This is a genomic window from Inquilinus sp. CAU 1745, from assembly GCF_039839375.1.
Taxonomy (GTDB): Bacteria; Pseudomonadota; Alphaproteobacteria; order DSM-16000; family Inquilinaceae; genus JBDOQU01.
In genome coordinates this window covers 61,417-85,642 of the sequence record NZ_JBDOQU010000016.1, presented here as the reverse complement: position 1 = coordinate 85,642, position 24,226 = coordinate 61,417, and the positions used below count along the sequence as shown (strand labels likewise).

The 24,226-nt window shown below is 68.0% G+C and carries 17 protein-coding genes; 8 read left to right on the top strand and 9 right to left on the bottom strand.

Going from position 1 to position 24,226, the window contains the following annotated elements; all coding sequences use genetic code 11:
* Positions 1-17: 17 nt before the first annotated feature.
* Genes AAFN89_RS17025 through AAFN89_RS17015 form a run of 3 tightly spaced genes read left to right on the top strand, consistent with a single transcriptional unit; the run spans position 18 to position 4,314 of the window.
* The gene (locus AAFN89_RS17025; RefSeq protein ID WP_347540408.1) at positions 18-1,049 is read left to right on the top strand and encodes an ABC transporter substrate-binding protein; all 1,032 of its coding nucleotides are present in this window, start codon (positions 18-20) and stop codon (positions 1,047-1,049) included.
* 29 nt (positions 1,050-1,078) lie between these two features.
* Positions 1,079-3,250 carry an iron ABC transporter permease gene (locus AAFN89_RS17020; RefSeq protein WP_347540407.1) on the top strand — a complete coding sequence of 724 codons (2,172 nt, stop codon included), beginning with the start codon at positions 1,079-1,081 and terminating at the stop codon, positions 3,248-3,250.
* Positions 3,247-4,314 (top strand): ABC transporter ATP-binding protein, encoded by a 1,068-nt coding sequence (locus AAFN89_RS17015; RefSeq protein WP_347540406.1) that lies wholly within the window; start codon positions 3,247-3,249, stop codon positions 4,312-4,314. The genes AAFN89_RS17020 and AAFN89_RS17015 overlap by 4 nt, the downstream gene beginning before the upstream one ends.
* 109 nt (positions 4,315-4,423) lie before the next feature.
* Here AAFN89_RS17015 and phoB read toward each other — a convergent pair whose 3' ends face one another.
* From phoB to AAFN89_RS16975, 8 genes are all read right to left on the bottom strand, one after another.
* Positions 4,424-5,131 carry a phosphate regulon transcriptional regulator PhoB gene (gene phoB / locus AAFN89_RS17010; RefSeq protein ID WP_347540405.1) on the bottom strand — a complete coding sequence of 236 codons (708 nt, stop codon included), beginning with the start codon at positions 5,129-5,131 and terminating at the stop codon, positions 4,424-4,426.
* 10 nt (positions 5,132-5,141) lie between these two features.
* Positions 5,142-5,855, bottom strand: coding sequence for a phosphate signaling complex protein PhoU (gene phoU / locus AAFN89_RS17005; RefSeq protein WP_347540404.1), 714 nt, complete (start codon positions 5,853-5,855; stop codon positions 5,142-5,144).
* A gap of 50 nt (positions 5,856-5,905) precedes the next feature.
* Positions 5,906-6,709, bottom strand: coding sequence for a phosphate ABC transporter ATP-binding protein PstB (gene pstB / locus AAFN89_RS17000; RefSeq protein WP_347540403.1), 804 nt, complete (start codon positions 6,707-6,709; stop codon positions 5,906-5,908).
* 16 nt (positions 6,710-6,725) lie between these two features.
* A complete protein-coding gene (gene pstA, locus AAFN89_RS16995) occupies positions 6,726-8,051 on the bottom strand; it encodes a phosphate ABC transporter permease PstA (protein ID WP_347540402.1) in 1,326 nt (441 codons plus the stop codon).
* Positions 8,051-9,421 (bottom strand): phosphate ABC transporter permease subunit PstC, encoded by a 1,371-nt coding sequence (pstC, locus tag AAFN89_RS16990; RefSeq protein ID WP_347540401.1) that lies wholly within the window; start codon positions 9,419-9,421, stop codon positions 8,051-8,053. The genes pstA and pstC overlap by 1 nt, the downstream gene beginning before the upstream one ends.
* A gap of 82 nt (positions 9,422-9,503) precedes the next feature.
* Positions 9,504-10,544 (bottom strand): substrate-binding domain-containing protein, encoded by a 1,041-nt coding sequence (locus AAFN89_RS16985; protein ID WP_347540400.1) that lies wholly within the window; start codon positions 10,542-10,544, stop codon positions 9,504-9,506.
* Between the two features lie 189 nt (positions 10,545-10,733).
* Positions 10,734-12,242 (bottom strand): ATP-binding protein, encoded by a 1,509-nt coding sequence (locus tag AAFN89_RS16980; protein WP_347540399.1) that lies wholly within the window; start codon positions 12,240-12,242, stop codon positions 10,734-10,736.
* A 61-nt stretch (positions 12,243-12,303) separates the two neighbouring features.
* Positions 12,304-14,607: an NADP-dependent malic enzyme gene (locus AAFN89_RS16975; RefSeq protein ID WP_347540398.1), complete on the bottom strand. Its 2,304-nt coding sequence runs from the start codon at positions 14,605-14,607 to the stop codon at positions 12,304-12,306.
* A gap of 288 nt (positions 14,608-14,895) precedes the next feature.
* On the opposite strand from AAFN89_RS16975, the gene AAFN89_RS16970 reads away from it, so the two are divergent.
* The 5 genes from AAFN89_RS16970 (at position 14,896) to trpS (ending at position 23,468) form a co-directional block, all read left to right on the top strand.
* Complete coding sequence (locus AAFN89_RS16970; protein WP_347540397.1) at positions 14,896-15,141, top strand: hypothetical protein; 246 nt, start codon at positions 14,896-14,898, stop codon at positions 15,139-15,141.
* Between the two features lie 157 nt (positions 15,142-15,298).
* Positions 15,299-17,926: a DNA mismatch repair protein MutS gene (gene mutS, locus AAFN89_RS16965; protein ID WP_347540445.1), complete on the top strand. Its 2,628-nt coding sequence runs from the start codon at positions 15,299-15,301 to the stop codon at positions 17,924-17,926.
* 28 nt (positions 17,927-17,954) lie between these two features.
* Entirely contained in the window at positions 17,955-20,834 is a 2,880-nt protein-coding gene (locus AAFN89_RS16960) for a [protein-PII] uridylyltransferase (RefSeq protein ID WP_347540396.1), read from the top strand.
* Positions 20,835-20,842: 8 nt separating this feature from the next.
* Entirely contained in the window at positions 20,843-22,399 is a 1,557-nt protein-coding gene (gene murJ, locus AAFN89_RS16955) for a murein biosynthesis integral membrane protein MurJ (protein WP_347540395.1), read from the top strand.
* 67 nt (positions 22,400-22,466) lie between these two features.
* Entirely contained in the window at positions 22,467-23,468 is a 1,002-nt protein-coding gene (gene trpS, locus AAFN89_RS16950) for a tryptophan--tRNA ligase (protein ID WP_347540394.1), read from the top strand.
* Positions 23,469-23,583: 115 nt separating this feature from the next.
* On the opposite strand, the gene AAFN89_RS16945 is transcribed toward trpS, so the two are convergent.
* Complete coding sequence (locus AAFN89_RS16945) at positions 23,584-24,141, bottom strand: sugar O-acetyltransferase (protein ID WP_347540393.1); 558 nt, start codon at positions 24,139-24,141, stop codon at positions 23,584-23,586.
* Between the last annotated feature and the right edge of the window lie 85 nt (positions 24,142-24,226).

Here is a 24,226-nt window from a genome sequence, read left to right as displayed (position 1 = left end):
CGATGGGAGGAAACATCATGAAACAAAAATTTGCACTTGGCGCCCTGACCGTCCTTGGCGTTGCCGGCTTCGCGGCGGCCGCGGAGGCGCAGTCGGGGGAACTCACCCTCTATTGCGCCTTGCAGCCGGAATGGTGCCAGGCGATGGCCACGGCGTTCGAAGCGGAGACGGGGATCACCGTCAACATGACCCGCAAGAGCTCCGGCGAGACCTATGCCCAGCTCCTGGCCGAAGCGTCCAACCCGCGCGGCGACGTGTGGTGGGGCGGAACGGGCGATCCCCATCTCCAGGCCGCCGAGGAAGGCCTGACGATGGAATACCAGTCCCCGATGCTGGAGCAGCTTCAGCCCTGGGCGGTGTCCCAGGCGGAGGCCAGCGGTTACCGCACGGTCGGCATCTATGCCGGCGCGCTGGGCTTCGGCTACAACACCGAATGGCTGGAAGCCAACGATCTGGAGGCCCCGGCCTGCTGGTCGGACCTGGTGGAGGAGCAGTATCGCGGCGAGATCCAGATCGCCAATCCGAACTCGTCCGGCACCGCCTATACGGCGCTCTCCACCTTCGTCCAGCTGATGGGCGAGGAGGAGGCGTTCGAGTACATGCGGGCGCTGAACGAGAACGTCAACGAATACACCCAGTCCGGCTCCGCCCCGATCAAGGCGGCGGCGCGGGGCGAAACCGGCATCGGCATCGTCTTCATGCATGACGCCGTCCAGCAGGCGGTGGAAGGATTCCCGATCGAGGTGGTCGCGCCCTGCGAGGGCACGGGCTACGAGATCGGCTCCATGAGCATCGTGAAGGGCGCTCCCAACCTGGAGAACGCCAAGATCTGGTACGATTGGGCGCTGTCGCCGGAGGCCCAGTCGATCGCGGCGACGGTCAACGCCTTCCAGGTGCCGTCCAACGTCAACGCCGAAACCCCGCCGGAGGCCCCGGATCTCGATTCGATCAAGCTGATCGACTACGATTTCGAGACCTATGGGTCCTCGGAGGAGCGGACCCGGCTGCTGTCCAAGTGGGACGAAGAGATCGGTTCGCTGCCGCACTGAAGACGGTTCAAGAGAGCGTTTTCAGTGTAATGAATCGACCTGTCCTGTTCTGGCTTGCCGTGGGGGGCGTCGCTTTCGCGGCGCTCCCCTGGTACGCGCTGGAGGAAAGCTTCTTCGCCTTCCTCTGGCCCGCCCTGCTGGACGATCCGGCGGGCGCGCCGGGGCTGTTCCAGGCGGCATTCCATGGGCGGTGGTGGCTTTGGCCGCTGATCCTGCCGCTCGGGCTGGCCGCCATCGCCGCCCTCCGGCCCCGCGCCGACCGTGCGGCGGCCACCCTGCTGGTCCTCGCCGGGGCTGGCGGACTCGCCTATCTCACCTTCCAGGGCCTTTCGATCGACCATCAGGGCCCGCGCCTTGCCCTATTCGCGGCGGCGGAGGGTGGGCAGCCGGGCCTCGGCTGGGGCGCGGTGCTGCTGGTACTCGCCTTCGCCGCCTTCCTCTCCCACGGGCTGGCGGCGCGCGGGATCATGCGGGGCGACGCCTTCATGATCGGCGCCATCGCGCTGGTCATGGGGCTGGTCCTCGTCTTCATCTTCTTCCCGCTGGGCCATGTGCTGGTCGCCGCCTTCCGGGGGGAGGACGGCCTGTCGGCGGGTGCGTTCCTGGCCAGGGCCGTGGGCGCGGACATCTGGCGGCTGGACTGCATCATCGGGGTCAACCGCTGCGGCATCGCGTGGAATTCGCTGTTCCTCGCGAGCTTGAGCGGCCTCACCTGCACCACGCTTGGCTTCGCCTTCGCGCTTCTGGTCACGCGCACCGCCTTTCCGGCGAAGAAGTCGGTGCGGCTCCTGACCGTACTGCCGATCGTCACCCCGCCCTTCGTGGTCGGGCTCGCGATCATCCTGCTGTTCGGCCGGTCGGGCACCGTCACCCAATGGGTGAGCGAGCTTTTCGACCTGCCCCGGTCGCGCTGGGTCTATGGACTGCCCGGCATCTGGTTCTCGCAGACCCTGGCCTTCACGCCGATGGCCTTCCTGGTGATGATCGGGGTGGTGGAGGGCGTCAGCCCGTCCATGGAGGAAGCCGCGAAGACGCTGCGCGCCAACCGGCTGACGACCTTCCGCACGGTGACGCTGCCGCTGATACGGCCGGGCCTCGCCAACGCCTTCCTGCTCTGCTTCATCGAAAGCCTGGCGGATTTCGGCAACCCGATCGTCATCGGCGGCGGCTTCGAGGTGCTGTCGACGCAGATCTTCTTCGCCATCGCCGGCGCGCAATACGACCAGGGCCGCGCCGCCGTGCTGGGCATCATCCTGCTCAGCTTCACGCTGACGGCATTCTGGGCGCAGCGCTACTGGCTGGGCCGCAAATCCTACACGACCATCACCGGCAAGGGCGATTCCGGCGGGCACGACCTGCTGCCCCGCGCGGTCGCCTGGCCGGTATATGCGATCACCCTGCCCTGGGTGGCGATGACCTTAGTCATCTACGGGACGATCCTCTTCGGCGGCTTCGTGGAGATCTGGGGCCGCGACCATACGCTGACCTGGAGCCACTACATCGACGCCTTCGGGATCATCCTCGGCGAACACGGGATCGTCTTGGCCGGAGGGGCCTGGAATTCTTTCTGGACGACCCTCTGGATCTCCGCCGCCGCCGCGCCGCTGACCGCCGCCACCGGCCTGCTGACCGCCTACATACTGGCGCGGCGGCGGTTCGTCGGGCGCAACGCGTTCGACTTCATGACCATGCTCAGTTTCGCCACGCCGGGCACGGTCATCGGCCTCAGCTACATCATGGCCTTCAACGTCCCGCCGATCGAGATCACCGGGACGGCGCTGATCCTGATCGTGTCCTTCATCTCCCGGAACATGCCGGTCGGCATCCGCGCCGGCGTGGCGGCGATGAGCCAGATCGACAAGAGCCTGGATGAAGCCTCGGTGACGCTGGGGGCCGGCAGTTTCACCACGCTGCGCCGGGTCATCCTGCCGCTGTTGCGTCCGGCTATCGTCGCGGCGCTGGTCTACAGCTTCGTCAGCGCCGTCACCGCCGTCAGCGCGATCATCTTCCTGGTCAGCGCGGAGTATCAATGGGCGACCGCCTACATCATCGGCCGGGTGGAGAACGGGCAGTACGGCCTCGCCATCGCCTATTGCTCGGCGCTGATCGTTCTGATGATCGCCATCGTTACCCTGATCCAGCTCGTCGTCGGCTCCCGCCGGATCGGCCGCCGCGACGCCACCGCCGGAGTGCTTACATGACCGTCGACCCGTCCGCCGGAACCGTCCTGCTCGACGCCGTCACCAAGCGGTTCGGGGCCGTGGTTGCCGTCGACGACGTCTCGCTGACCATCGAAGCCGGGACGCTGGTCACGCTGCTGGGGCCTAGCGGCTGCGGCAAGACGACGACGCTGCGGCTGATCGCGGGGCTGGAGCTGCCGTCGGCGGGCAGGGTCGTCATCGGCGGGGAGGACGTGACCACGGTCGCGGCCGACCGGCGCGACATCGCGATGGTGTTCCAGTCCTATGCCCTCTTCCCGCACATGACGGTGCTGGACAACGTCGCCTACGGGCTGACGGTCGGCCGGACGCCCCGGCGGCAGGCCCATGAGGCGGCGCGGGCGACGCTCGCCCAGGTGGGGCTGGAAGGATACGACGACAGGCTGCCCAGCGAGCTTTCGGGCGGCCAGCAGCAGCGGGTCGCGGTCGCCCGGGCGCTGGTGCTGGAGCCCAAGGTGCTGCTGTTCGACGAGCCGCTCTCCAACCTCGATGCCAAGCTGCGCCGGCAGGTGCGGCAGGACATCCGCGATCTGCAGCAGAGGCTGGCGCTGACGGTCGTCTACGTCACCCATGACCAGGAGGAGGCTCTGGCCGTCTCCGACCGGATCGTGGTCATGCAAAACGGCAGGATCGCCCAGGAAGGCAGCCCGCGCGACCTCTACGAAACGCCGGGCAGCCGCTTCGTCGCGGACTTCATCGGGGACGCGAATCTGGTGCCCGGACGGGTGGAGCGGTCGGGCGAGGGCGGTCCGGCGGTGCGGGTCGGCGGCCTGCTGCTGAAGGCTCAGGCGGCGGATTTGCCGGACGGCGCGGTGACCGTCGCGCTGCGGCCGGAGGCCATCGCCCTCCATCGCGAGCCGGCGGCAGACCGGCTGACGGCCACGGTGAAGAGCGCGGCCTATCTGGGCACGCATATGGAATATTTCGTCGCGACGGAGGTCGGGGATCTGTTCATCACCGATGGCGACGTGGTCGATTCGGCCGCGCCCGGAACGACCGTTCATCTCAGCCTGTCAGGGCACGGCGCGGCGATCGTGCCGGAGTGACGGCGGGAACCAACGAAACCACCCTCACCCCCAACCCCCTCTCCCGCAAGCAGGAGAGGGGGCTATTGGACTCCCTCCCCTGCGAAGCGGGTCGGGGTGGGGGTGAGGTTCAGTCCGGGTTGGCGTCGAGCGCGTAGCCGGCGGAGCGGACGGTGCGGATGACGTCGGGGTCGGAATCGTCATTGTTCAGCGCCTTGCGCAGGCGCCGGATATGGACGTCGACGGTCCGGGGCTCGACATAGACGTCGTGGCCCCAGACGATGTCCAGAAGCTGCTCGCGGGAGAAGACGCGGCCGGGATGCTGCATGAAATGGCGCAGCAGCCGGAATTCGGTGGGGCCCAGATGGACGTCGCGGCCGGCGCGGCGGACGCGGTGGGCGGCCAGGTCCATCGATACGTCGGCGAAGGCCAGGCTCTCCTGCGCCATCGCCGGGGCGGACCGGCGCAGCACCGCCCTCATGCGGGCGACCAGCTCCGTCGTGGAGAAGGGCTTGGTGATGTAGTCGTCCGCGCCGCTGTCCAGCCCGCGCACGCGGTCGCCCTCCTCCCCCCTCGCCGTCAGCATGATGATCGGCACGTCCCGGGTCTTGGACGACCGGCGAAGCTGGCGGCAGACCTCCAGCCCGGATTTGTGCGGCAGCATCCAGTCGAGGAGGATCAGGTCGGGCCGCTGCTCGGCCGCCGCCAGAAGCCCCTCGTCGCCATCATAGGCGGCGCGGGTGCGGAAGCCTTCCTTCTCCAGGTTGTAGGTCAGGAGGGTGACGAGGTCGGTTTCGTCCTCGACCACCAGGATCAAGGGCTGGACGCTGGCGCGCATGTCGCGTTCCTTACTTCACGGGCTCGACGACGGCGAAGCTGGACTGGTCGCCCTTCGGACGGTCCTCCCGGATCGCGCGGCCGGTGATGAGGAAATGGACCGTCTCGGCGACATTGGTCGCATGGTCGCCGATCCGTTCGATATTCTTCGCGATGAAGACCAGATGGGTGCAGGGCGTGATGTTCCGGGGATCTTCCATCATGTAGGTCAGGGTTTCCCGGAACAGGCTGGTGTAGAGATCGTCCAGCTCCTCGTCCCGCTCCCACGCGGCCAGCGCCTTGTCCAGGTCGCGTTCGGTATAGGCGTCCAGCGTGTCCTTGATGATCTCCTGCGCCAGCTTTCCCATGCGCGGGATCGCCGTCACCGGCTTCACCTGGGGCACCTGGGAGAGGGCGATCGACCGCTTGGCGACGTTGGCGGCGTAGTCGCCGATGCGCTCCAGGTCCGACGCGATCTTCAAAGCGGAGACGACCTCGCGCAGATCGCCCGCCATCGGCTGGCGCAGCGCCAGCATCCGGACGGTGGCGTCGTCGATCTCGTTCTCGTAACGGTCCAGCCGGTCGTCGCCGCGCACCACCTGGGCGGCCAGGTCGGCATCGCGCCGGACGACGCAGCGGATCGCCGTCTCCATCTGGCTTTCGGCGATCCCGCCCATCTGGAGGATGGTCCGCTTGAGCTGCTCCAGCTCCTGCTCGAAGGATTTGACGATGTGTTCGCTGGCCATGCTTGCGCTTCCGATGTTGCGGGGGCGGAGATCCGGAGGGTAGGCGGAGGTCAGCCGAAGCGGCCGGTGATGTAGCCCTGTGTGCGTTCGTCCCGGGGGTTGGTGAAGATCTCCTCGGTCGGGCTGTGCTCGACCATGTCGCCCAGATGGAAGAAGGCGGTCTTCTGGCTGACCCGGGCGGCCTGCTGCATGTTGTGGGTGACGATGACGATGGTGAAGTTGCGCCTCAGCTCGTCGATCAGCTCCTCGATCACCGCCGTCGCGATCGGGTCCAGCGCGGAGCACGGCTCATCCATCAGGATCACCTCCGGATTGACGGCGATCGCCCGCGCGATGCACAGGCGCTGCTGCTGGCCGCCGGACAGGCCGGTGCCGGGCTCCGCCAGCCGGTCCTTGACCTCCTTCCACAGGCCCGCGCTCTCCAGCGACTGCTGGACGATCCCTTCCAGCTCGTCGCGCCGCGTCGTCATGCCGTGGATGCGGGGGCCGTAGGCGACATTGTCGAAGATCGATTTCGGGAACGGGTTGGGCTTCTGGAAGACCATTCCGACCCGGGCGCGAAGCTGCACGACGTCGAGCTGCCGGTCGTAGATGTCCTCTCCGTCCAGCGTGATCGTGCCGGTGACGACCGCGTTCTCGATCGAATCGTTCATGCGGTTGAGGCAGCGCAGGAAGGTGGACTTGCCGCAGCCCGAAGGGCCGATCAGCGACAGGACCTCGTTCTCCGGAATGTCGATGTTGATGCCGTGAAGGGCTTCCTTTTCGCCATACCGGACCTTCACCTCCCGCGCGGTCATCTTGAGACTGGGTGCGGGGGTAGAGCGCGGCGGCGTGTCGTCGCGCTGTGTCGCCATGTGAGCCGTCATTGGTTTACCACCGTCGTTCGAATTTCTTGCGGAGCCAAACGGCAAGGCCGTTCATCAGGATGAGGAAGCCGAGCAGCACCATGATCCCGGCCGACGTGCGCTCCACGAAGCCGCGTTCGGGGCTGTCGGCCCAGATGTAGATCTGCACGGGCAGCGCGGTCGACGGGTCGGTGAACCCGTCCGGCACCGAAACGATGAAGGCGACCATGCCGATCATCAGCAGCGGCGCGGTCTCGCCCAGCGCGCGGGCCATGCCGATGATCGTGCCGGTCATGATGCCCGGCGTCGCCAGCGGCAGCACGTGATGGGTCACGGTCTGAAGCTTCGACGCCCCCATGCCCAGCGCCGCCTCGCGGATGGACGGCGGGACGGCCTTCAGCGAGGCGCGGCCGGCGATGATGATGACCGGCAGGGTCATCAGCGCCAGCACCAGCCCGCCGACCAGCGGGGCCGATCGCGGCAGCCCGAAGACCTGGAGGAAGACCGCCAGGCCCAGCAGGCCGAAGACGATCGACGGCACGGCGGCCAGATTGTTGATGTTGACCTCGATCAGGTCGGTCCAGCGGTTCTTGGGGGCGAACTCCTCAAGATAGACCGCTGCGGCGACTCCGATCGGGAAGCTGATCGCCACACAGATGACCAGCGCGTAGAACGACCCCATCACCGCGCCCCAGATGCCCGCCAGCTCGGGGTCCCGGCTGTCGCCGGTCTGGAAGAAGGCCAGGTTGAAGGTCGATGTGATGAGGCCGCGTTCGGCCAGGCTGTCGTATGCGTCCAGCTTCTCCTGGCTGACCGGCAGGCGATCGGGCGGCAGGTCGCGATTGATAGCTCCCTTGTGAAGCTGGTCGATCTCCGACGACAGCAGCGCCTCATAGGAGATCGTCTGGCCGATCAGGTCCGGATTCTCCACCACAATGTCGCGCAGGTCGTAATTCACCCCGGCGCTCAGCATGTCGCGCAGGGCGCCGCGATCCCGGCCCGTGATCTCCGGGAACAGATCGTAGAGCGCCTGATTGGCCAGACCCTGGTAGTTGGCCCCGGAAAGGACCGCCGGATCGCGTTCGCCGGACGGATCGATCTCCGCCGGGTCCAGGAACACATCAAGCTCGACCCGCGTCTGGACGAAGGCGGTGTAGCCCTGGGAGGTGATGGTGACCAGGATGGTCGCCAGCATCGCCATGGCGACCAGGATGGCCCCCAGCCCGTAGAGCTTGAAGCGCCGTTCGGCGGCGTAGCGCTGCTTCAGCCTCCGGGCGGCGCGGTCGGAACGGTGGTAGCCGGTCGCGGGCCGCGCGTCCGCTTCGGGACGGTCTGTCGTAAGTTCGGCCATCAATCGTACTTCTCGCGGTATTTCTGGACGACGCGCAGGGCCACCACGTTCAGGATCAGCGTGATGATGAAGAGCAGCAGGCCCAACGCGAAGGCAGACAGGGTCTTGGCGCTGTCGAAGGCCTGGTCGCCGGTGAGATTGGTGACGATTTGCACGGTCACCGTCGTGACCGCCTCGAACGGGTTGGCGGTCAGGTTGGCGGCCAGCCCCGCCGCCATGACGACGATCATGGTTTCCCCGATCGCCCGGCTGACCGCCAGCAGCACCGCGCCGACGATGCCGGGCAGCGCCGCCGGCAGCACCACCTGCCGGATCGTCTCCGACTTGGTCGCGCCCAGCGCCGCCGACCCGTCGCGCAGCGACTGGGGAACGGCGTTGATGACGTCGTCGGACAGGGAGGAGACGAAGGGGATGATCATGACGCCCATGATCAGGCCGGCGGTCAGCGCGCTGTTCGCGGCGACATCCAGCCCGACGCTTTCCCCAATATCGCGGAACAAGGGCGCGACCGTCAGCACGGCGAAATAGCCGTAGACGACGGTCGGCACCCCGGCCAGGATCTCCAGCATCGGCTTGGCGACCGACCGCAGCTTCCGGGGCGCGTAATCGGACATGAAGATGGCCGACAGCAGGCCCAGCGGCACGGCGATGACCATGGCGATCAGGCTGATGAGCGCCGTGCCGGCGAAGACGGGCACGGCCCCGAACGCGCCGGAGGAGCCGACCTGGTCGGGCCGGATCGCCGTCTGCGGGCTCCATTGCAGGCCGAACAGGAACTCCGTCACCGGCACGCGGTCGAAGAAGCGCAGGCTTTCGAACAGCAGCGACAGGACGATGCCCAGCGTCGTGAAGATGGCGATGGTGGAGCAGAGAATCATGAACCCCGTCACCGCCGTCTCGACCGCGTTGCGGGCGCGGAGCGCGGGGGTTATGCGCCGCCGGGCGAACCAGAGACCGATCGCCGCCAGCACGAGGACGAGCACGAGCTGTGCCGCGTCCGACAGGGTCTGGAGGGAGTTCAGCCGCTGCGCGGCTTCCAGCACCGCGTCGTTGGCTCCCGCCGTCGCGCCCGCGGCGGCGTTGGCGATCTTGAGCCAGAGGAAATCGACCGGGAAGGCCTGCTTGGCCTCGGCCGGGACGCCGCTCAGGACGAGCTGGCGGACCAGCGCGCTTTCGCCGAACTGCCAGACCAGCAGCAGGAGAAGCGCCGGCACGCCGCACCAGAGGGCAACGAACGCGCCATGATAGTTGGGCACCGAATGCAGCGACCGCACGCTGTCGCCGGCGGTGGCGAAGGCGCGCCTCCGGCCCAGGAAGAAGCCGGCGATGCTGAGCGCCAGCAGGACCATCATCAGCGTCGACATCGACATCGGGCGGTTTCCTAAGACTTCAGGCAGTGGCGGCCCCGCCGGGCGAATGCCGAAGCGGGGCCGCTGGTATCCGGGGCGACGCCTACTCGCGCACGCCCGTCATGGCGGTCAGGTTCGTCGCGATCGACCGCTGTTCCGCCGCCTCTTCCTCCGGCAGCGGGATCAGGCCGCGATCGACCAGATAGCCCTCAGGCCCCATGGCCCGCTCGCTGGTGTATTCGGCGACGAACTCGGCAAGGCCGGGGATGACGCCGACATGGGCGTTCTTCACGTAGAAGAACAGCGGCCGGGAGATGGAGTAGCTGCCGTCGGCGATGGCGTCGAAGGTCGGCGCGACGCCCTCGACCATGGACCCCTGGAGGGTGTCCTGGTTCTGGTCCAGGAACGAGAAGCCGAAGATGCCGTAGGCTTCCGGCGCGTTGCTCAGGCGCTGGACGATCAGATTGTCGTTCTCGCCGGATTCGATGTACTTGCCGTCCTCGCGGATGGTCGCGCACACCGCCTCGAACCGATCCTCGTCGCTCTCTTCAAGCGCGGCGATCGCCGGGAACTCGACGCAGGCCGCTTCCATCACCAGCTCGACCCACGCATCGCGGGTGCCGGAGGTCGGGGGCGGGCCGAACACCTGGATCTCGGTCTCCGGCAGGGAAGGATCGATCTCGCTCCACGTCTCGTACGGGTTCGGGACGATCTCGCCATCGACCTCGACCTCAGCCGCCAGCGCCTGGAAGAGCTGCTCCTTGGTGACGTCGAGCTGCTCAGCGGAGGCGGAGTTGGCGAAGACGATGCCGTCATAGCCGATCAGCACCTGGGTGATGTCGGTGACCCCATTTTCCTGGCACAGTTCGAACTCCGACGCCTTCATGGCGCGGGACGCGCCGGTGATGTCGGGATGCTGCTCGCCGATGCCGCCGCAGAAGAGCTGCATGCCGCCGCCGGTGCCGGTCGATTCGACCACGGGCGCCGGGAACTGGCCGGCGCGGGCGAAGTTCTCCGCCGCGGCGGTGGAGAACGGGAAGACCGTCGAGGAGCCGACGACCTGGATGTTCTGGCGGGACTGCGCATGCGCGGCGCCGGTGATGGCCACCGTCGCGACGGCGGCGAGGAGAAGCGACTTCTTCATAAGCTTTTGGCCTCCGATTGGGATAGGCGATCGGCCCGTTCGCCCTGCACCAGGCCTCCGGACCGCCGGTGATCGGGATAGGAAGGATTTTACCTTCCCAACTCGTTCGTGGCGGAACCTACAGTCGGTCGAAGATCGATTTACTACGGTTCGGTTACAGTTTGATGACACGAACGCGGGAATCTCGTTTCAGCGCGAAGAAATCTTCTCCGCCGTCTCTCGGGCCATCTCCCGGGACCGCCGCGTCACGGCCGGAATCGCCGGCGGGACCGGGGCCGTCGGCAGGAGGACGGTGAAGGTGCTGCCCGCGCCCACCTGGCTTTCGATGGTCAGCCGTCCGCGATGGCGGCTGACGATGTGCTTGACGATCGCCAGCCCCAGACCGGTCCCGCCCATCGCCCGGCTGCGCGCCGGATCGACCCTGTAGAACCGCTCCGTCAGCCGGGGGATATGGCCGCGGTCTATGCCCGGCCCCCTGTCCTCCACCGCCACCGACAGGAAGGCGCTCCGCCCGCCGCCCAGCCCGGTGACGGACTTGACCGCCACCACGACCTCCGTGCCGGGCCTTGTATAGTTGACCGCATTGTCGATCAGGTTCTGGAACACCTGGGTCAACTGATCGTCGTCGCCCACCACGCCCGGGATGGCCTTCGGCGCGACCAGCCTGATCTTCACCTTCCGCTCCGCCACCTTGATCTCCAGCGACGCGATGACGGCCTTGAGCACCCGGCCGACATCGACGACGTCGGTCGGTGGCGTGTGCTCGTCCAGCTCGATCCGCGACAGGGACAGGAGGTCGCTGACCAGCCGCGACATCCGGCTCGTCTGCTCATGCATGATGGACAGGAAGCGCTCGCGGGCGTCGGGATCGTCCCGCGCCGGGCCGCGCAGCGTCTCGATGAAGCCGCCCAGCGTCGACAGCGGCGTGCGCAGCTCATGGCTGGCATTGGCGACGAAATCCGCGCGCATCTGCTCCGACCGCTTGATCGCGGTGATGTCGTGGAAGGTGACCAAAGCCGCCGGAAGCGCGGCCTGCCGGCGGCGCGGCTCCTCCGGCTCGTCCTCCTCCATCCTGCCGTCGGGCGGCGCGTCGAAGGGCGTGATGCGGACGATGAAGGTCCGCTCGATCGGCACCGGCTGGGTGTATTCCAGCGATCGCGACGCTCCGCCCTTCAGGACGGCGTCCACCGCGGCCAGCACGTCGGGATGGCGCAGCCGATCGGCCAGGTCGCGGCCCGGCAGCCTTTCGCCCAGAAGCGCCTCGGCCGCCGCGTTGGCGGTGGTGACCGAACGCCGCGAATCCAGGACGAGCAGCGGGTCGTGCAACGCCTCGATCGTTGCCGACGCGGCGTTGAGCTGAAGGCCGAGCGACCGTTCCCGGTGCCGCCAGGACCGTTGCAGCCGCGACAAGGCCGATGTCACGGCGCGGCCCAGCCCGGATACCGGCTGCGGCGGCCGCGCGGCCTCCTGCCCCGGCCGGCCGACATGGTCCAGGAACCGGGCGATGGCGACGGCCTCGCGGTAATAGAAGAAGACGATCGCCGCCGTCGCCGCCGCGACGGCTATCGATCCCGCGGCCGCCTCGGCGAGAGTAAGCCGGTCCATTGCCGCCAGAAGGGCGAACACGACCGGCCCCGGCGCGACGAACAGTGCGCAGGTCCGAAGGAAGGGGCCTGGAGAGATCGCGGTCTTGGCCATCGTCGCCACCCTATAGCATGGGCGTCAGCCGATGTTCGACGCGTCCGCGCCGGCGGGAAAGTTAAACTTTGGCGACAGTTCGTCCTTTCGCGTCCTGGGCCACCGCGTCATGAGCCGCCATCGCGGCGGCCGTCACCAGATCGTTCACCGTCGCGCCCATCTGGGCGACCTGCGCCGGCTTGGAAAGGCCGATCAGCAGCGGCCCGATCAGCGTGCCGCCGCCCATCTTCTGAAGCAGCTTCGCGCCGATATTGGCGGCGTGCAGCCCCGGCATGATCAGCACGTTGGCGGCGCCCGACAGGCGACAGAACGGGTAGAGCCGGTTCCGCAGATCGTCGTCCAGCGCGACCTCGGTGCTCATCTCCCCGTCATATTCGAAGTCTATCCCGCCATCGGCCGCGCGCTCGTCCAGCAGGCCGACCGCGTCGCGGATATGCTTCGACAGCACCCGCATCGGCTGGCCGAAATTGGAGAAGGACAGCATCGCCACCCTCGGCTCGTGCCCCATCTCCCGCGCCTTGGCGGCCGCCTGGATCGCGATGTCGGCAAGCTGCTCCGGATCGGGGCGTTCGTTGACCGTGGTGTCGGCCACGAACACGGTCCGGCCCCGCACCACCATGATCGAAAGACCGAACAGGATGTGGTCGGGCTGCGGATCGATGACGCGGGTGATGTCCTCGAAACAGACGGAGAAGCTGCGCGTGAGGCCGGTGACCATCGCGTCGGCGTCGCCCTGCTGCACCATGCAGGCGGCGAAGATGTTGCGGTCCTGATTGACCATCCGCTGGGCGTCCCGGCGCAGCGAGCCGCGCCGCTGGAGCCGGCCGTAGAGGAAATCGATGTAGCGCTGATTGTGGCGGGACAGCTTGGCGTTGTGGATCTCCAGATCGTCCGCGCCGACCAGCCCGGCCGCGCGCATCGTCTCGCGGATGCGCTCCTCCCGGCCGATCAGGATGGGCGTGCCCAGCCCGACATTGCGGAAGGCCAGCGCGGCGCGGATCGTGCGCTCCTCCTCCCCTTCGGCGAACACCACCCGCTTCGGCTGGGCGCGCACCTTCTCGAAAATGAATTGCAGGCTGTCGGCGGTGGGATCGAGGCGGGAGCGCAGTCCCTGCCGGTACTGCTCCATATCCGCGATCGGCTTCCGCGCGACGCCCGATTCCATCGCCGCCTCCGCGACCGCCGGCGGCACGGCGGCGATCAGCCTCGGGTCGAACGGCACCGGGATGATGTATTCCGGGCCGTAGCGCAGCCGGCGGCCGGAATAGGCGGCGTCGACCTCGTCGGGCACGTCCTCCCGCGCCAGCTCCGCCAGCGCGCGGGCGGCAGCGATCTTCATGGCGTCGTTGATGGTCCGGGCGCGCACGTCCAGCGCGCCGCGGAAGATATAGGGGAAGCCCAGAACGTTGTTGATCTGGTTGGGATAGTCCGACCGGCCGGTGGCGATGATGGCGTCGTCGCGGATCGCGCGCACCTCCTCCGGCGTGATTTCAGGGTCAGGGTTGGCCAGTGCGAAGATGATCGGCCGGGCGGCCATGGAGCGGATCATCTCCGCCGTCACCGCGCCCTTGACCGACACGCCCATGAAGACGTCCGCGCCCGCCATGGCATCGGCCAGGGTGCGGGCGTCCGTCTTCACCGCATGGGCAGCCTTCCACTGGTTCAGCCCCTCCTTCCGGTCGGCATGGATCACGCCCTTGGTGTCGCAGAGCAGGACGTTCTCCGCCTTCAGCCCCATCGATTTGAACAGCTCCACGCAGGCGATCGCCGCCGCGCCTGCCCCGTTGATGACCATCCGGACGTCCTCCATCCGGCGGCCGGTCAGATCCAGCGCGTTGATCAGGCCGGCGGCGGCGATGATCGCCGTGCCGTGCTGGTCGTCATGGAAGACCGGGATGTCCAGAAGCTCCCGCAGCCGGTCCTCGATGATGAAGCAGTCCGGGGCCTTGATGTCCTCCAGATTGATGCCGCCGAAGGATGCGCCCAGGAAGCGCACGCAGTTGACGAACTCGTCGACATCGGAGGTGGAGACCTCCAGGTCGAATCCGTCCACGTCGGCGAAGCGTTTGAAGAGGACGGCCTTGCCCTCCATCACCGGCTTGGACGCGATCGCGCCCAGATCGCCCAGCCCCAGAACCGCTGTGCCGTTGGAGATGACGGCCACGATGTTGCCCTTGGCGGTGTAGTCGTAGGCCAGGCTCGGATCGTCGCGGATGCGCAGGCACGGCGCGGCGACGCCGGGCGAATAGGCCAACGCCAGATCCCGCTGGGTGGTCAGCGGCTTGGTCGCCATGATCTCCAGCTTGCCGGGGCGGCCCGAGGCGTGAAGGGAAAGCGCTTCTTCGTCGAGGGATTTTCCGGCCATCGGGCGGTCATGCTCCAGGAGGCTTGGGGAGGTGGGCTGAAGGATCGCCCAACGGGCAGGGCCGTTCAGTGGGCCGGACCGGGCGGGAATCGTCAAGCCTCCTCGGCCCCGCCGCCGAATCGCCGCGATATGAACGCCGAATCGCCCCCGCTCCTTCCGGAACCAAAAATCCGCCGCCTCCGTTGTTCATTCGATGTCGTCACCAGGCCGCTGAAGCCTGGTCCCGCGCGCCCACCGGCGCTGACGGTCTTCTAGGGCGGCTCCCGACCTTCATTGGAGGACAACGTCATGACCATCGTTCGAAGTCTCATCGCCCTCACCTTCGCGGGCGCGCTGCTGGCGGCCTGCGGTTCCAGCCCCGGCGACCGGGCGCTGACCGGCGGCGCCATCGGCGCCGGCACGGGCGCCGCGGTGGGCGCGGTCACGGGCGGCAGCGCCGTCGGCGGCGCGCTTCTCGGCGGTGCGGCTGGCGCGGCGGCCGGCTATCTGACCGATGAGGAAGACATCGATCTGGGCGAGCCGGTCTACCGGTAACGCACTCATCGACACTCTCTCTTCCAGGCGACGGGGGCCTCGATCGAGGCCCCCGTTTCTTTTGCGCGGGCGGTGGTGATAGGGTGCGCTGCCTTCCCAATCCAGCCGCCGCGACAGCCCCTTGCCAGACGCCCGACCCCCTTCCACCGTCAGCCCCATGATGGCGCAGTATCTGGAGGCGAAGGCCGCCTATCCGGACTGCCTGCTGTTCTTCCGCATGGGCGATTTCTACGAGATGTTCTTCGACGACGCGGTCAAGGCCGCGGCGGCGCTGGACATCACGTTGACCCGCCGGGGCCAGCATGGCGGCGAGGACATCCCGATGGCCGGGGTGCCGGCCCATTCCCACGAAAGCTACCTCGCCCGGCTGATCCGCAAGGGCTTCCGCGTCGCGCTCTGCGACCAGATGGAAGATCCGGCCGAAGCGAAGAAGCGTCCCGGCAAGACCATCGTCCGTCGCGACGTGATCCGGGTGGTGACCCCCGGCACGCTGACCGAAGACAATCTGCTGGAAGCCCGCGCCAACAATTATCTGGCGGCGCTGACCGATGCCGGCGGGGCGCTCGGCCTCGCCTATGTCGACATCTCCACGGGCGAGCTGGCGCTGGAGCCGGCGGAGCGGGACCGGCTGGGCGCGGCGCTGGCACGGCTGGATGCGGGGGAGATCCTGCTGCCCGAACGGCTGGTCCAGGACCCTAACCTCTTCGAGCTGTTCGGCGAATGGCGGTCTCGGCTGACTGTCCAGCCCAACAGCCGGTTCGACAGCGAGAATGCACGGAAGCGGCTTCTGGACCTCTACAAGGTCGGCACGCTGGACGCCTTCGGGGCCTTCTCCCGTGCGGAGATGGCGGCCGCCGGCGCGCTCGTCGACTATATCGACCTGACCCAGAAGGGACGGATGCCGCGCCTCTCCCCACCGCGCCGGACGGGCGACGGCTCGGTGATGGAGATCGACGGCGCGACCCGCCGCAATCTGGAGCTGACCCGCACCCTTTCGGGCGACAGGCGGGGCAGCCTGCTGGCGACCATCGACCGCACCGTCACCGGGGCCGGGGCGCGGCTGCTGGCGGCCTGGCTGGGCGCGCCGCTGACCGATCCGGCCGCGATCGGCCGGCGGCTGGACGCGGTCCAGTTCTTCACCGACGCCGAACGGCTGCGCGAGGAGGCGCGGGACCTCTTCCGCCGCTGCCCGGACGTGGAACGCGCGCTGGGCCGCCTGACGCTCGGCCGGGGCGGCCCGCGCGACCTCGCCGCCGTGCGCGACGCGCTGGACCGCGCGGCGGAGCTGAAGACGCTGATGGAGAAGGACCGCCTCGCCCCCTGCCCTCCGCTGGCCGCCGATGCGGTGGCCGATCTGGGCGATCACGGGCCGCTGCGCGACCGGCTGACGCGGGCGCTGGCCGCCGACCTGCCGGTGCTGACCCGCGACGGCGGCTTCATCGCCGCGGGCTATGAGGCGCGGCTGGACGAACTGCGGGGCTTACGCGATGACAGCCGGCGGCTGATCGCCGGGCTCCAGGCGAAATATGCGGAGCTTTCGGGCGTATCGGGGCTGAAGATCCGGCACAACAACGTGCTCGGCTATTATATCGAAGTGACGCCGACCCATGCCGACAAGCTGACGGCAGCACCCCGGAACGAGACCTTCATCCATCGCCAGACACTCGCCAGCGCCGTCCGCTTCACGACGGTGGAGCTGAACGGGCTGGAGCGGGAGATCGCGGAGGCGGCGGAGAAGGCATTGGCGATCGAACTCGCCATGTTCGACGACCTGGTCGGCGAGGTGATGGCCAGGGCCGAACCCGTGGCCGCGACGGCCCGCGCGCTGGCCCTGCTGGACGTGACGGCGGCGCTGGCCGATCTGGCGGCCGAGCGCCGCTATGTCCGCCCGGTCGTGGATGACGGGCTGGATTTCGCAATCGAGGGCGGCCGCCATCCCGTGGTCGAGGCGGCGCTGGAGGCCGATCGCGCCGGACCCTTCGTCGCCAATGATTGCGATCTCAACCCCGAAAACCGGCTGTGGCTGCTGACCGGCCCGAACATGGCCGGCAAATCGACCTTCCTGCGCCAGAACGCGCTGATCGCCGTGATGGCGCAGATGGGCGGGTTCGTGCCGGCCGCCGCCGCCCGGATCGGAATCGTCGACAGGCTGTTCAGTCGCGTCGGCGCGTCGGACGACCTGGCGCGCGGCCGGTCGACCTTCATGGTCGAGATGGTGGAGACGGCGGCCATCCTGAACCAGGCGGGTCCCCGCGCGCTGGTCATCCTGGATGAGATCGGGCGCGGCACCGCGACCTTCGATGGCCTCTCCATCGCCTGGGCGGCGGTGGAGCATATCCATGAGGGCAATGGCTGCCGCGCCCTCTTCGCCACCCATTATCATGAGCTGACGGCGCTTGCCGCCAAGCTGGCGGCGCTGCGCTGCCATTCCATGCGGGTCAAGGAATGGCAGGGCGACATCGTCTTCCTGCATGAGGTCCAGGCTGGGGCGGCGGACCGCTCCTACGGCATCCATGTCGCCAAGCTGGCCGGGTTGCCGCCTTCCGTCATCGGCCGGGCGGAGGATGTGCTGAAGGGGCTGGAAAGCGACGGCAAGGCCGGCGGCGTCGCCCGGCTGGCCAACGATCTGCCGCTGTTCAGCGCCATGCTGGCGCGGCCTGAGCCGGCGTCGGCCGTACCGTCGGCGGTGGAGGGCGCGCTGGCGGAGATCAATCCCGACGAGCTGACGCCCCGCGACGCGTTGGAGGCGCTCTACCGGCTGAAGGGTCTCCTGCCGTCCGGCTAGATCATTCCGCTGGGCGCGCGGCCCCTGTATGCTCGCCGCCGCCATGCTGAACATGTTCAAGAAACACCAGGCCCCCGACGCGCCGGCGGACGAGACCATCGCCGATCATGCGGCGATCGTCCAGCCGCTCGCCCTCGCCGACCGGCTGACCGACCTCGCCCGGTCGTCCGGCGCCCCCGCCGACGCCCGGAACGCGATCCTGAAGGCGCTGCGCGAGGCGCTGGAGGATGGCAGGACGGAGATCAGGCGCCGTTTCCTGGAGGAGCTGACCGGCGGCGATGCCTGCGTCACCGAACAGGTCTATCTCATGGACCGGATCGTCCGGGCGCTGGCGGACGTGACCGTCGGCAGCATCTATCCCGCGCCAAACCCGACGGTGGGCGAACGGTTCGCGATCGTCGCCATCGGCGGCTACGGGCGCGGCGAGCTGGCCCCGCAGTCGGACATCGACCTCCTCTTCCTCCTGCCCTACAAGCGCAACGCTCAGGTCGAGCAGGTGGTGGAGTTCATGCTCTACATGCTCTGGGACCTCGGGCTGAAGGTCGGCCATGCGGTTCGTTCCGTGGACGAATCGATCCGCGGCGCGAAGGCCGACATCACCGTCCGCACCAGCCTGCTGGAAAGCCGGGCGCTGTGGGGGGAACGGGCGCTCTACGAGGATCTGCGGCGGCGCTTCGTGAAGGAGATCGCCGCCGGCACCGGTCCGGAATTCGTCGAGGCGAAGCTGGCGGAGCGCGACGCCCGCCACGACAAGATGATCGACAGCCGCTACGTGCTGGAACCGAACATCAAGGAGGGCAAGGGCGGCTTGCGCGACCTCCAGACACTCTACTGGATCGGCAAGTATCTCTATCAGGTCGACGATGTGGAAGGGCTGGTCCGGGCCGGCGTCCTGATCGGGGAGGAGGCCGAGCGGTTCGAGAAGGCGCAGACCTTCCTGCGCACCGTCCGCTGCCATCTGCATTATCTGACCGGGCGGCCGGAGGACCGGCTGACCTTCGACACCCAGGCGGAGATCGGCCGCCGCATGGGCTATACCGACCATGCCGGCGCTTCGGGCGTCGAACGGTTCATGAAGCACTATTTCCTGATCGCCAAGGACGTTGGCGATTTGACCCGCATCTTCTGCGCCACGCTGGAGGCCGAAAGCCAGCGCGCGCCCCGGCGGATGCGGTTCCTGACCGGCGGGCGGAAGACGCTGGAAGGCTTCGTGGTGGAGGGCGAGCGGCTGACCGTGGCCGATGACAGGCAGTTCCGCGCCGCGCAGGTCGACATGATCCGCCTCTTTCAGGTCGCGCAGGCGAACGATCTGGACATCCACCCCCACGCACTCAGACTGATCACCCGCTCACTGCGCCTGATCGGCCCGAAGCTGCGCCGCGACCCTGAGGCCAACCGCCTCTTCCTGGAGATCCTGACCTCTCCGAAGGATCCGGAACTGGCGCTCCGGCGCATGAACGAGGCCGGGGTGCTGGGCCGTTTCCTGCCGGATTTCGGGCGGGTCGTGGCCCAGATGCAGTACGACATGTATCATGTCTTCACGGTGGACGAGCACACGCTGTTCGCCATCGGCATCGTCTACGATATCCTGTCCGGGCAGCTTGAGAAGGAGCTGCCGACGATCACCCGGGTCGGCCGGAAGATCGTGTCGAAGCGGGCGCTCTACGTCGCCATGCTGCTGCACGACATCGCCAAGGGGCGCGGCGGCGACCATTCGGTCCTGGGCGCCAAGGTGGCGCGGAAGCTGTGCCCCCAGATGGGCCTCGACGACGAGGAGACGGAGACGGTCGAATGGCTGGTGCGCTGGCACCTGCTGATGAGCGACACAGCCTTCAAGCGCGACATAGAGGACGACCAGACCATCCGCGATTTCGTGGCCCAGGTCGAAAGCCCCGAAAGGCTGCGCCTGCTGCTGGTGCTGACCACTGCGGACATCAGGGCCGTCGGGCCCGGTCGCTGGAACGCCTGGAAGGGGACGCTGCTCAACCAGCTCTTCTACCGGGCGCGGGACATGATGTCCGGCGGCTTCGACGGGGAAGGGCGCGAACAGCGCATAAGGGCGGCCCAGGCCGCGCTGCGCGAGAGGCTGGCGGACTGGCCGGCGGCCGAGATCGACGCCTTCCTGGCGATGGGCTACGCGCCCTACTGGCTGTCGCTGGACCCGCCGGCCCATGAGCGGCACGCCCGGCTGGTCCGGGCGGCGGAACGCGACGGCAACCCGCTGACTGTCGACACGCGGGTCGACAGGGAGGCCGGGGTGACGGAGGTGACGCTGGTCGCGGCCGACCATCCGGGCCTCTTCTCCCGCCTTGCCGGCGCGCTCGCGCTCGCCGGGGCGGACATCGTCGACGCCAAGATCTTCACGCTGGCCAACGGCATGGCGGTCGACGTCTTCTCCGTCCAGGACGCCGGGGAGGGCGGGGCGTTCGAATCGCCGGACAAGCTGGCGCGGCTGGCCGTGATCGTGGAGCGCAGCCTGTCGGGCGAGGTTCGGCCGATCGCGGAGCTGGCCAAGCGCAAGCCGGCCTACCCGGCGCGCACCCGCGTCTTCCGCGTCCAGCCCCGCGTGCTGATCGACAATGACGCCAGCCGGACCCATACGGTGGTGGAGGTCAACGGCCGCGACCGGCCGGGCCTGCTCTATGACGTGACCCGCGCCGTCACCGGCCTCAACCTCCAGATCTCCAGCGCCAAGATCTCGACCTACGGGGAACGGGCGATCGACGTCTTCTACGTCAAGGACGTGTTCGGCCTGAAGATCACCCATGAGGCGAAGCTGGCCCGCATCCGGGAGACGCTGCTGGAGGCGCTGGTCGATCCTGAGGCGCCATCGACGGCGGAACGGAAGCCGCCGGTCCGGCCGAAACGCCGCCGCCGCGCGGCGCGGCGCGTGGCCGAGACGGCCTGAACGGGCCGATGAGCCTCTTCCGGGCCGTCGCCACGGTCGGCGGGCTGACGGCGGTCAGCCGCGTGGCGGGCTTCGCGCGCGACATCCTGACCGCCGCCATCGCCGGGGCGGGCCCGATGGCGGACGCCTTCTTCGTCGCGCTGAAGCTGCCCAACCTGTTCCGGCGGCTGTTCGCGGAAGGGGCCTTCAGCGTTTCCTTCGTCCCGCTCTTCTCCGCGATGCTGGAGCGGGAGGGGCGGCCGGCGGCGATGCGGTTCGCCGAGGCGACGCTGGCGATGATGATCGCCATCCTGGCCCCGTTCACCCTCCTGGCCGTCCTGACGATGCCCTGGACGCTGACGCTGATCGCGCCCGGCTTCATCGACGATCCGGCGCGCTATGCCCAGGCGGCGCTGTTCGCCCGGATCACCTTCCCCTACCTGCTGCTGATGTCGCTGGTCGCGCTGATGGGCGGGATGCTGAACGCGATCGGCCGGTTCGCGCCCTTCGCCGCGATGCCGATCCTGTTCAATTTGACGCTGATCACAGCGCTGCTCTTCCTTGCGCCGCGGCTCGGCAATGCCGGGCTCGCCTTGTCGTGGGGCGTCCTGGCGTCGGGGATCCTCCAGCTCCTGTGGATGGCGTGGGCCTGCAGGCGCGCCGGGCTGTCGCTCCGTCTGCCCCGGCCGCGTCTGACGCCCGAAATGCGGCGGCTGTTCCGGCTGATCGGACCGGGGGCGATCGGCGCTGGGGCGATGCAGGTCAATCTGTTCGTCGATGTGCTGATCGCCTCCCTGCTGCCCACCGGCGCGATCAGCTTCCTCTATTACGCCGACCGGCTGAACCAGCTTCCGCTGGGCGTCGTCGGCATCGCGATCGGCACCGCCCTCCTGCCGCCGCTCACCCGGCAGATCGCCGCCGGCAAGGCGGGCGCGGCGGGCGATACGCAGAACCGGGCGCTGGAATATGGGCTGCTGTTCGCCCTGCCCGCCGCCGTCGCGCTGGCGATCATTCCGGAATCGATATTGTCGGTGCTGTTCGAACGCGGTGCTTTCGGCCCGGCGGAAACGGCGGCGACGGCGGCCGCGCTCACCGGCTATGCCGTCGGCATCCCGGCCTACATCATGGCCAAGGTCTTCTCCACCGCCCATTTCGCCCGGCACGACACGACAAGCCCGGTTCGCGCCGCCGTCGCCGGGGTGGTCGCCAACATCGTCCTCAGCCTCGCCTTGATCGGCTGGCTGGGCCATGCCGGCATCGCGCTCGCCACCGGCCTGTCGAGCTGGCTGACCGCCGGGTTGCTGGCGCGGGGGCTCCACCGCGAGGGATCGCTGCGGCCGGACCGACGCCTGCGCCGCCGGCTGCCGGGGTTCCTCTTCTCCGCGTTGCTGCTGGCCGGCGCGCTCGACGTGATGTCGGAGATGCTGGCGCCGATACCGCCGGGGCTGGAAGGCGCGGGGCCGCTCGCCTTGCTCATCCTCGGCGGCGCGGCGGTCTATTTCTCCGCGGCGATCCTCACCGGATCGGTCCGGCCGGGGGAGATCCGGTCCCTTCTCAGCCGGTCCCTGGCCGACAAGGCCTCTTGACCCCTCGCGGACGGCGCGGCGATAACGCGGGCGCTTTCCCCCGCACCCCATCCAACGCAAGGGCTCCATGAAGCGCATCTTCTCCGGCATCCAGCCGACCCACAAAATGCATCTGGGCAATTATCTGGGCGCGGTGCGGAACTGGGTCGCGCTCCAGGGGCCGGAATATGAGACGATCTATTGCGTGGTCGACCTCCACGCCCTGACGCTGCCGCAGAACCCCGACGATTTGCGGGCGCAGACGCGGGAGCTGGCGGCAACCCTGATCGCCTGCGGCATCGATCCCGCGAAATCGATCCTGTTCGCGCAGAGCCAGGTGACGGCCCATAGCGAGCTTTCCTGGCTGCTCTCCTGTCAGACGCCGCTCGGCTGGCTGAACCGGATGACCCAGTTCAAGGACAAGGCCGGCAAGCAGCGGGACAATGCCGGGCTGGGTCTCCTAGCCTATCCGGTCCTGATGGCGGCCGACATCCTGGTCTATAAGGGGACCCACGTTCCGGTCGGCGAGGACCAGAAGCAGCATCTTGAGCTGACGCGGGAGATCGCGGGGTCGTTCAACCATCGCTACGGCCGCGACTTCTTCCCGCTGACGGAGCCGCAGATACTGGGCGCGGCGACCCGCGTCATGAGCCTGCGCGACGGCACGAAGAAGATGAGTAAGTCCGACGAATCGGACTATAGCCGCATCAACCTCACCGACGATGCCGACACGCTGGCCCTGAAGTTCCGCAAGGCGAGGACCGATCCCGAACCGCTGCCGTCGGAAGAAGCCGGACTGGAGACGCGGCCGGAGGCGCGCAACCTCGTCACCATCTTCTCGGCGCTGGCGGAACGGCCGGTCGACGAGGTGCTGGCGCAATATGGCGGCAGCCAGTTCTCCGGCTTCAAGTCCGATCTGGCCGACCTCGCGGTGGCGAAGCTCGCGCCCATCGCGGATGAGTTGGCGCGCCTGATGGCCGATCCGGCCCATGTCGATTCAATCCTCCGCGACGGCGGCGCCAGGGCGCGCGCCATCGCCGACCCCATCCTCCGCGAGGTCCAGGACATCATGGGGCTGATCCGGGTGTAGGGCGTGACGGGGGCGGGACGCCGGCCCTGTTCCGCTCACGTCTTTCGGGGGTTCGTCTCGCACAATCCGTTCCTTGCTTTCGAGGTAGCCGATCGCCCCCTTGCGGGTGTTTTCCTCAGTCGGCAATCGAACGAATGACCCGCGCCGGATTTCCTCCGACAAGGACATTAGGCGGAACGTCCCTGGTGACCACCGAACCTGCCGCAACAACCGAGTTTTCGCCTACCCTTACGCCACCGATGATGGTCGCGCCGGCGGCGATCCAGACGTTTCTCTCGATGACGATGGGCTTTGCGATAACAAATGCGCGCCGCCGGGAAGGTTCAATGGGGTGACCGGTCGTGATGAGGCTCACGTTCGGCCCGATCATCACATCGTCGGCGATGTCCAGGCCGCCAAGGTCATAGAAAGTGCAATTCTGATTTACGAATACATTACGTCCGACACTGATATTGACCCCGCTTTCCGTGTAGAACGGCGGGATCAATGAAAAACTGTCGTCCACCTTCTTCCCGATAAGGTCGCTGAACAGGGCACGGACTTCATCGGCATCGTCATACGTCAAACGGTTGAGAGCGGCGGTGATCGCCATCGCCCGTTTGACGTTCGCCACCATGGCTGCGGATTCAGGCGTTTTCCTTGGAACGATCCTGGTGCGATCATCATTCGCCACTTGCTATTTTCTCCGGGTACGGGCGGACGGGGGTTCAGCGCATGATTGCTGCGCCGAGATTCACCGAGTGTAATCACAAGGTCGC

What these genes read in the sequence shown, in the direction of transcription:
- AAFN89_RS17015 (WP_347540406.1), top strand. Translation starts at nt 3,247, where the DNA reads ATGACCGTCGACCCGTCCGCCGGAACCGTCCTGCTCGACGCCGTCACC.
- AAFN89_RS17020 (WP_347540407.1), top strand. Translation starts at nt 1,079, where the DNA reads ATGAATCGACCTGTCCTGTTCTGGCTTGCCGTGGGGGGCGTCGCTTTC.
- AAFN89_RS17025 (WP_347540408.1), top strand. Translation starts at nt 18, where the DNA reads ATGAAACAAAAATTTGCACTTGGCGCCCTGACCGTCCTTGGCGTTGCC.
- murJ (WP_347540395.1), top strand. Translation starts at nt 20,843, where the DNA reads ATGAGCCTCTTCCGGGCCGTCGCCACGGTCGGCGGGCTGACGGCGGTC.
- mutS (WP_347540445.1), top strand. Translation starts at nt 15,299, where the DNA reads ATGATGGCGCAGTATCTGGAGGCGAAGGCCGCCTATCCGGACTGCCTG.
- pstA (WP_347540402.1), bottom strand. Translation starts at nt 8,051, where the DNA reads ATGGCCGAACTTACGACAGACCGTCCCGAAGCGGACGCGCGGCCCGCG.
- phoU (WP_347540404.1), bottom strand. Translation starts at nt 5,855, where the DNA reads ATGGCCAGCGAACACATCGTCAAATCCTTCGAGCAGGAGCTGGAGCAG.
- trpS (WP_347540394.1), top strand. Translation starts at nt 22,467, where the DNA reads ATGAAGCGCATCTTCTCCGGCATCCAGCCGACCCACAAAATGCATCTG.
- pstC (WP_347540401.1), bottom strand. Translation starts at nt 9,421, where the DNA reads ATGTCGATGTCGACGCTGATGATGGTCCTGCTGGCGCTCAGCATCGCC.
- pstB (WP_347540403.1), bottom strand. Translation starts at nt 6,709, where the DNA reads ATGGCGACACAGCGCGACGACACGCCGCCGCGCTCTACCCCCGCACCC.
- AAFN89_RS16975 (WP_347540398.1), bottom strand. Translation starts at nt 14,607, where the DNA reads ATGGCCGGAAAATCCCTCGACGAAGAAGCGCTTTCCCTTCACGCCTCG.
- phoB (WP_347540405.1), bottom strand. Translation starts at nt 5,131, where the DNA reads ATGCGCGCCAGCGTCCAGCCCTTGATCCTGGTGGTCGAGGACGAAACC.
- AAFN89_RS16985 (WP_347540400.1), bottom strand. Translation starts at nt 10,544, where the DNA reads ATGAAGAAGTCGCTTCTCCTCGCCGCCGTCGCGACGGTGGCCATCACC.
- AAFN89_RS16980 (WP_347540399.1), bottom strand. Translation starts at nt 12,242, where the DNA reads ATGGCCAAGACCGCGATCTCTCCAGGCCCCTTCCTTCGGACCTGCGCA.
- AAFN89_RS16970 (WP_347540397.1), top strand. Translation starts at nt 14,896, where the DNA reads ATGACCATCGTTCGAAGTCTCATCGCCCTCACCTTCGCGGGCGCGCTG.
- AAFN89_RS16960 (WP_347540396.1), top strand. Translation starts at nt 17,955, where the DNA reads ATGCTCGCCGCCGCCATGCTGAACATGTTCAAGAAACACCAGGCCCCC.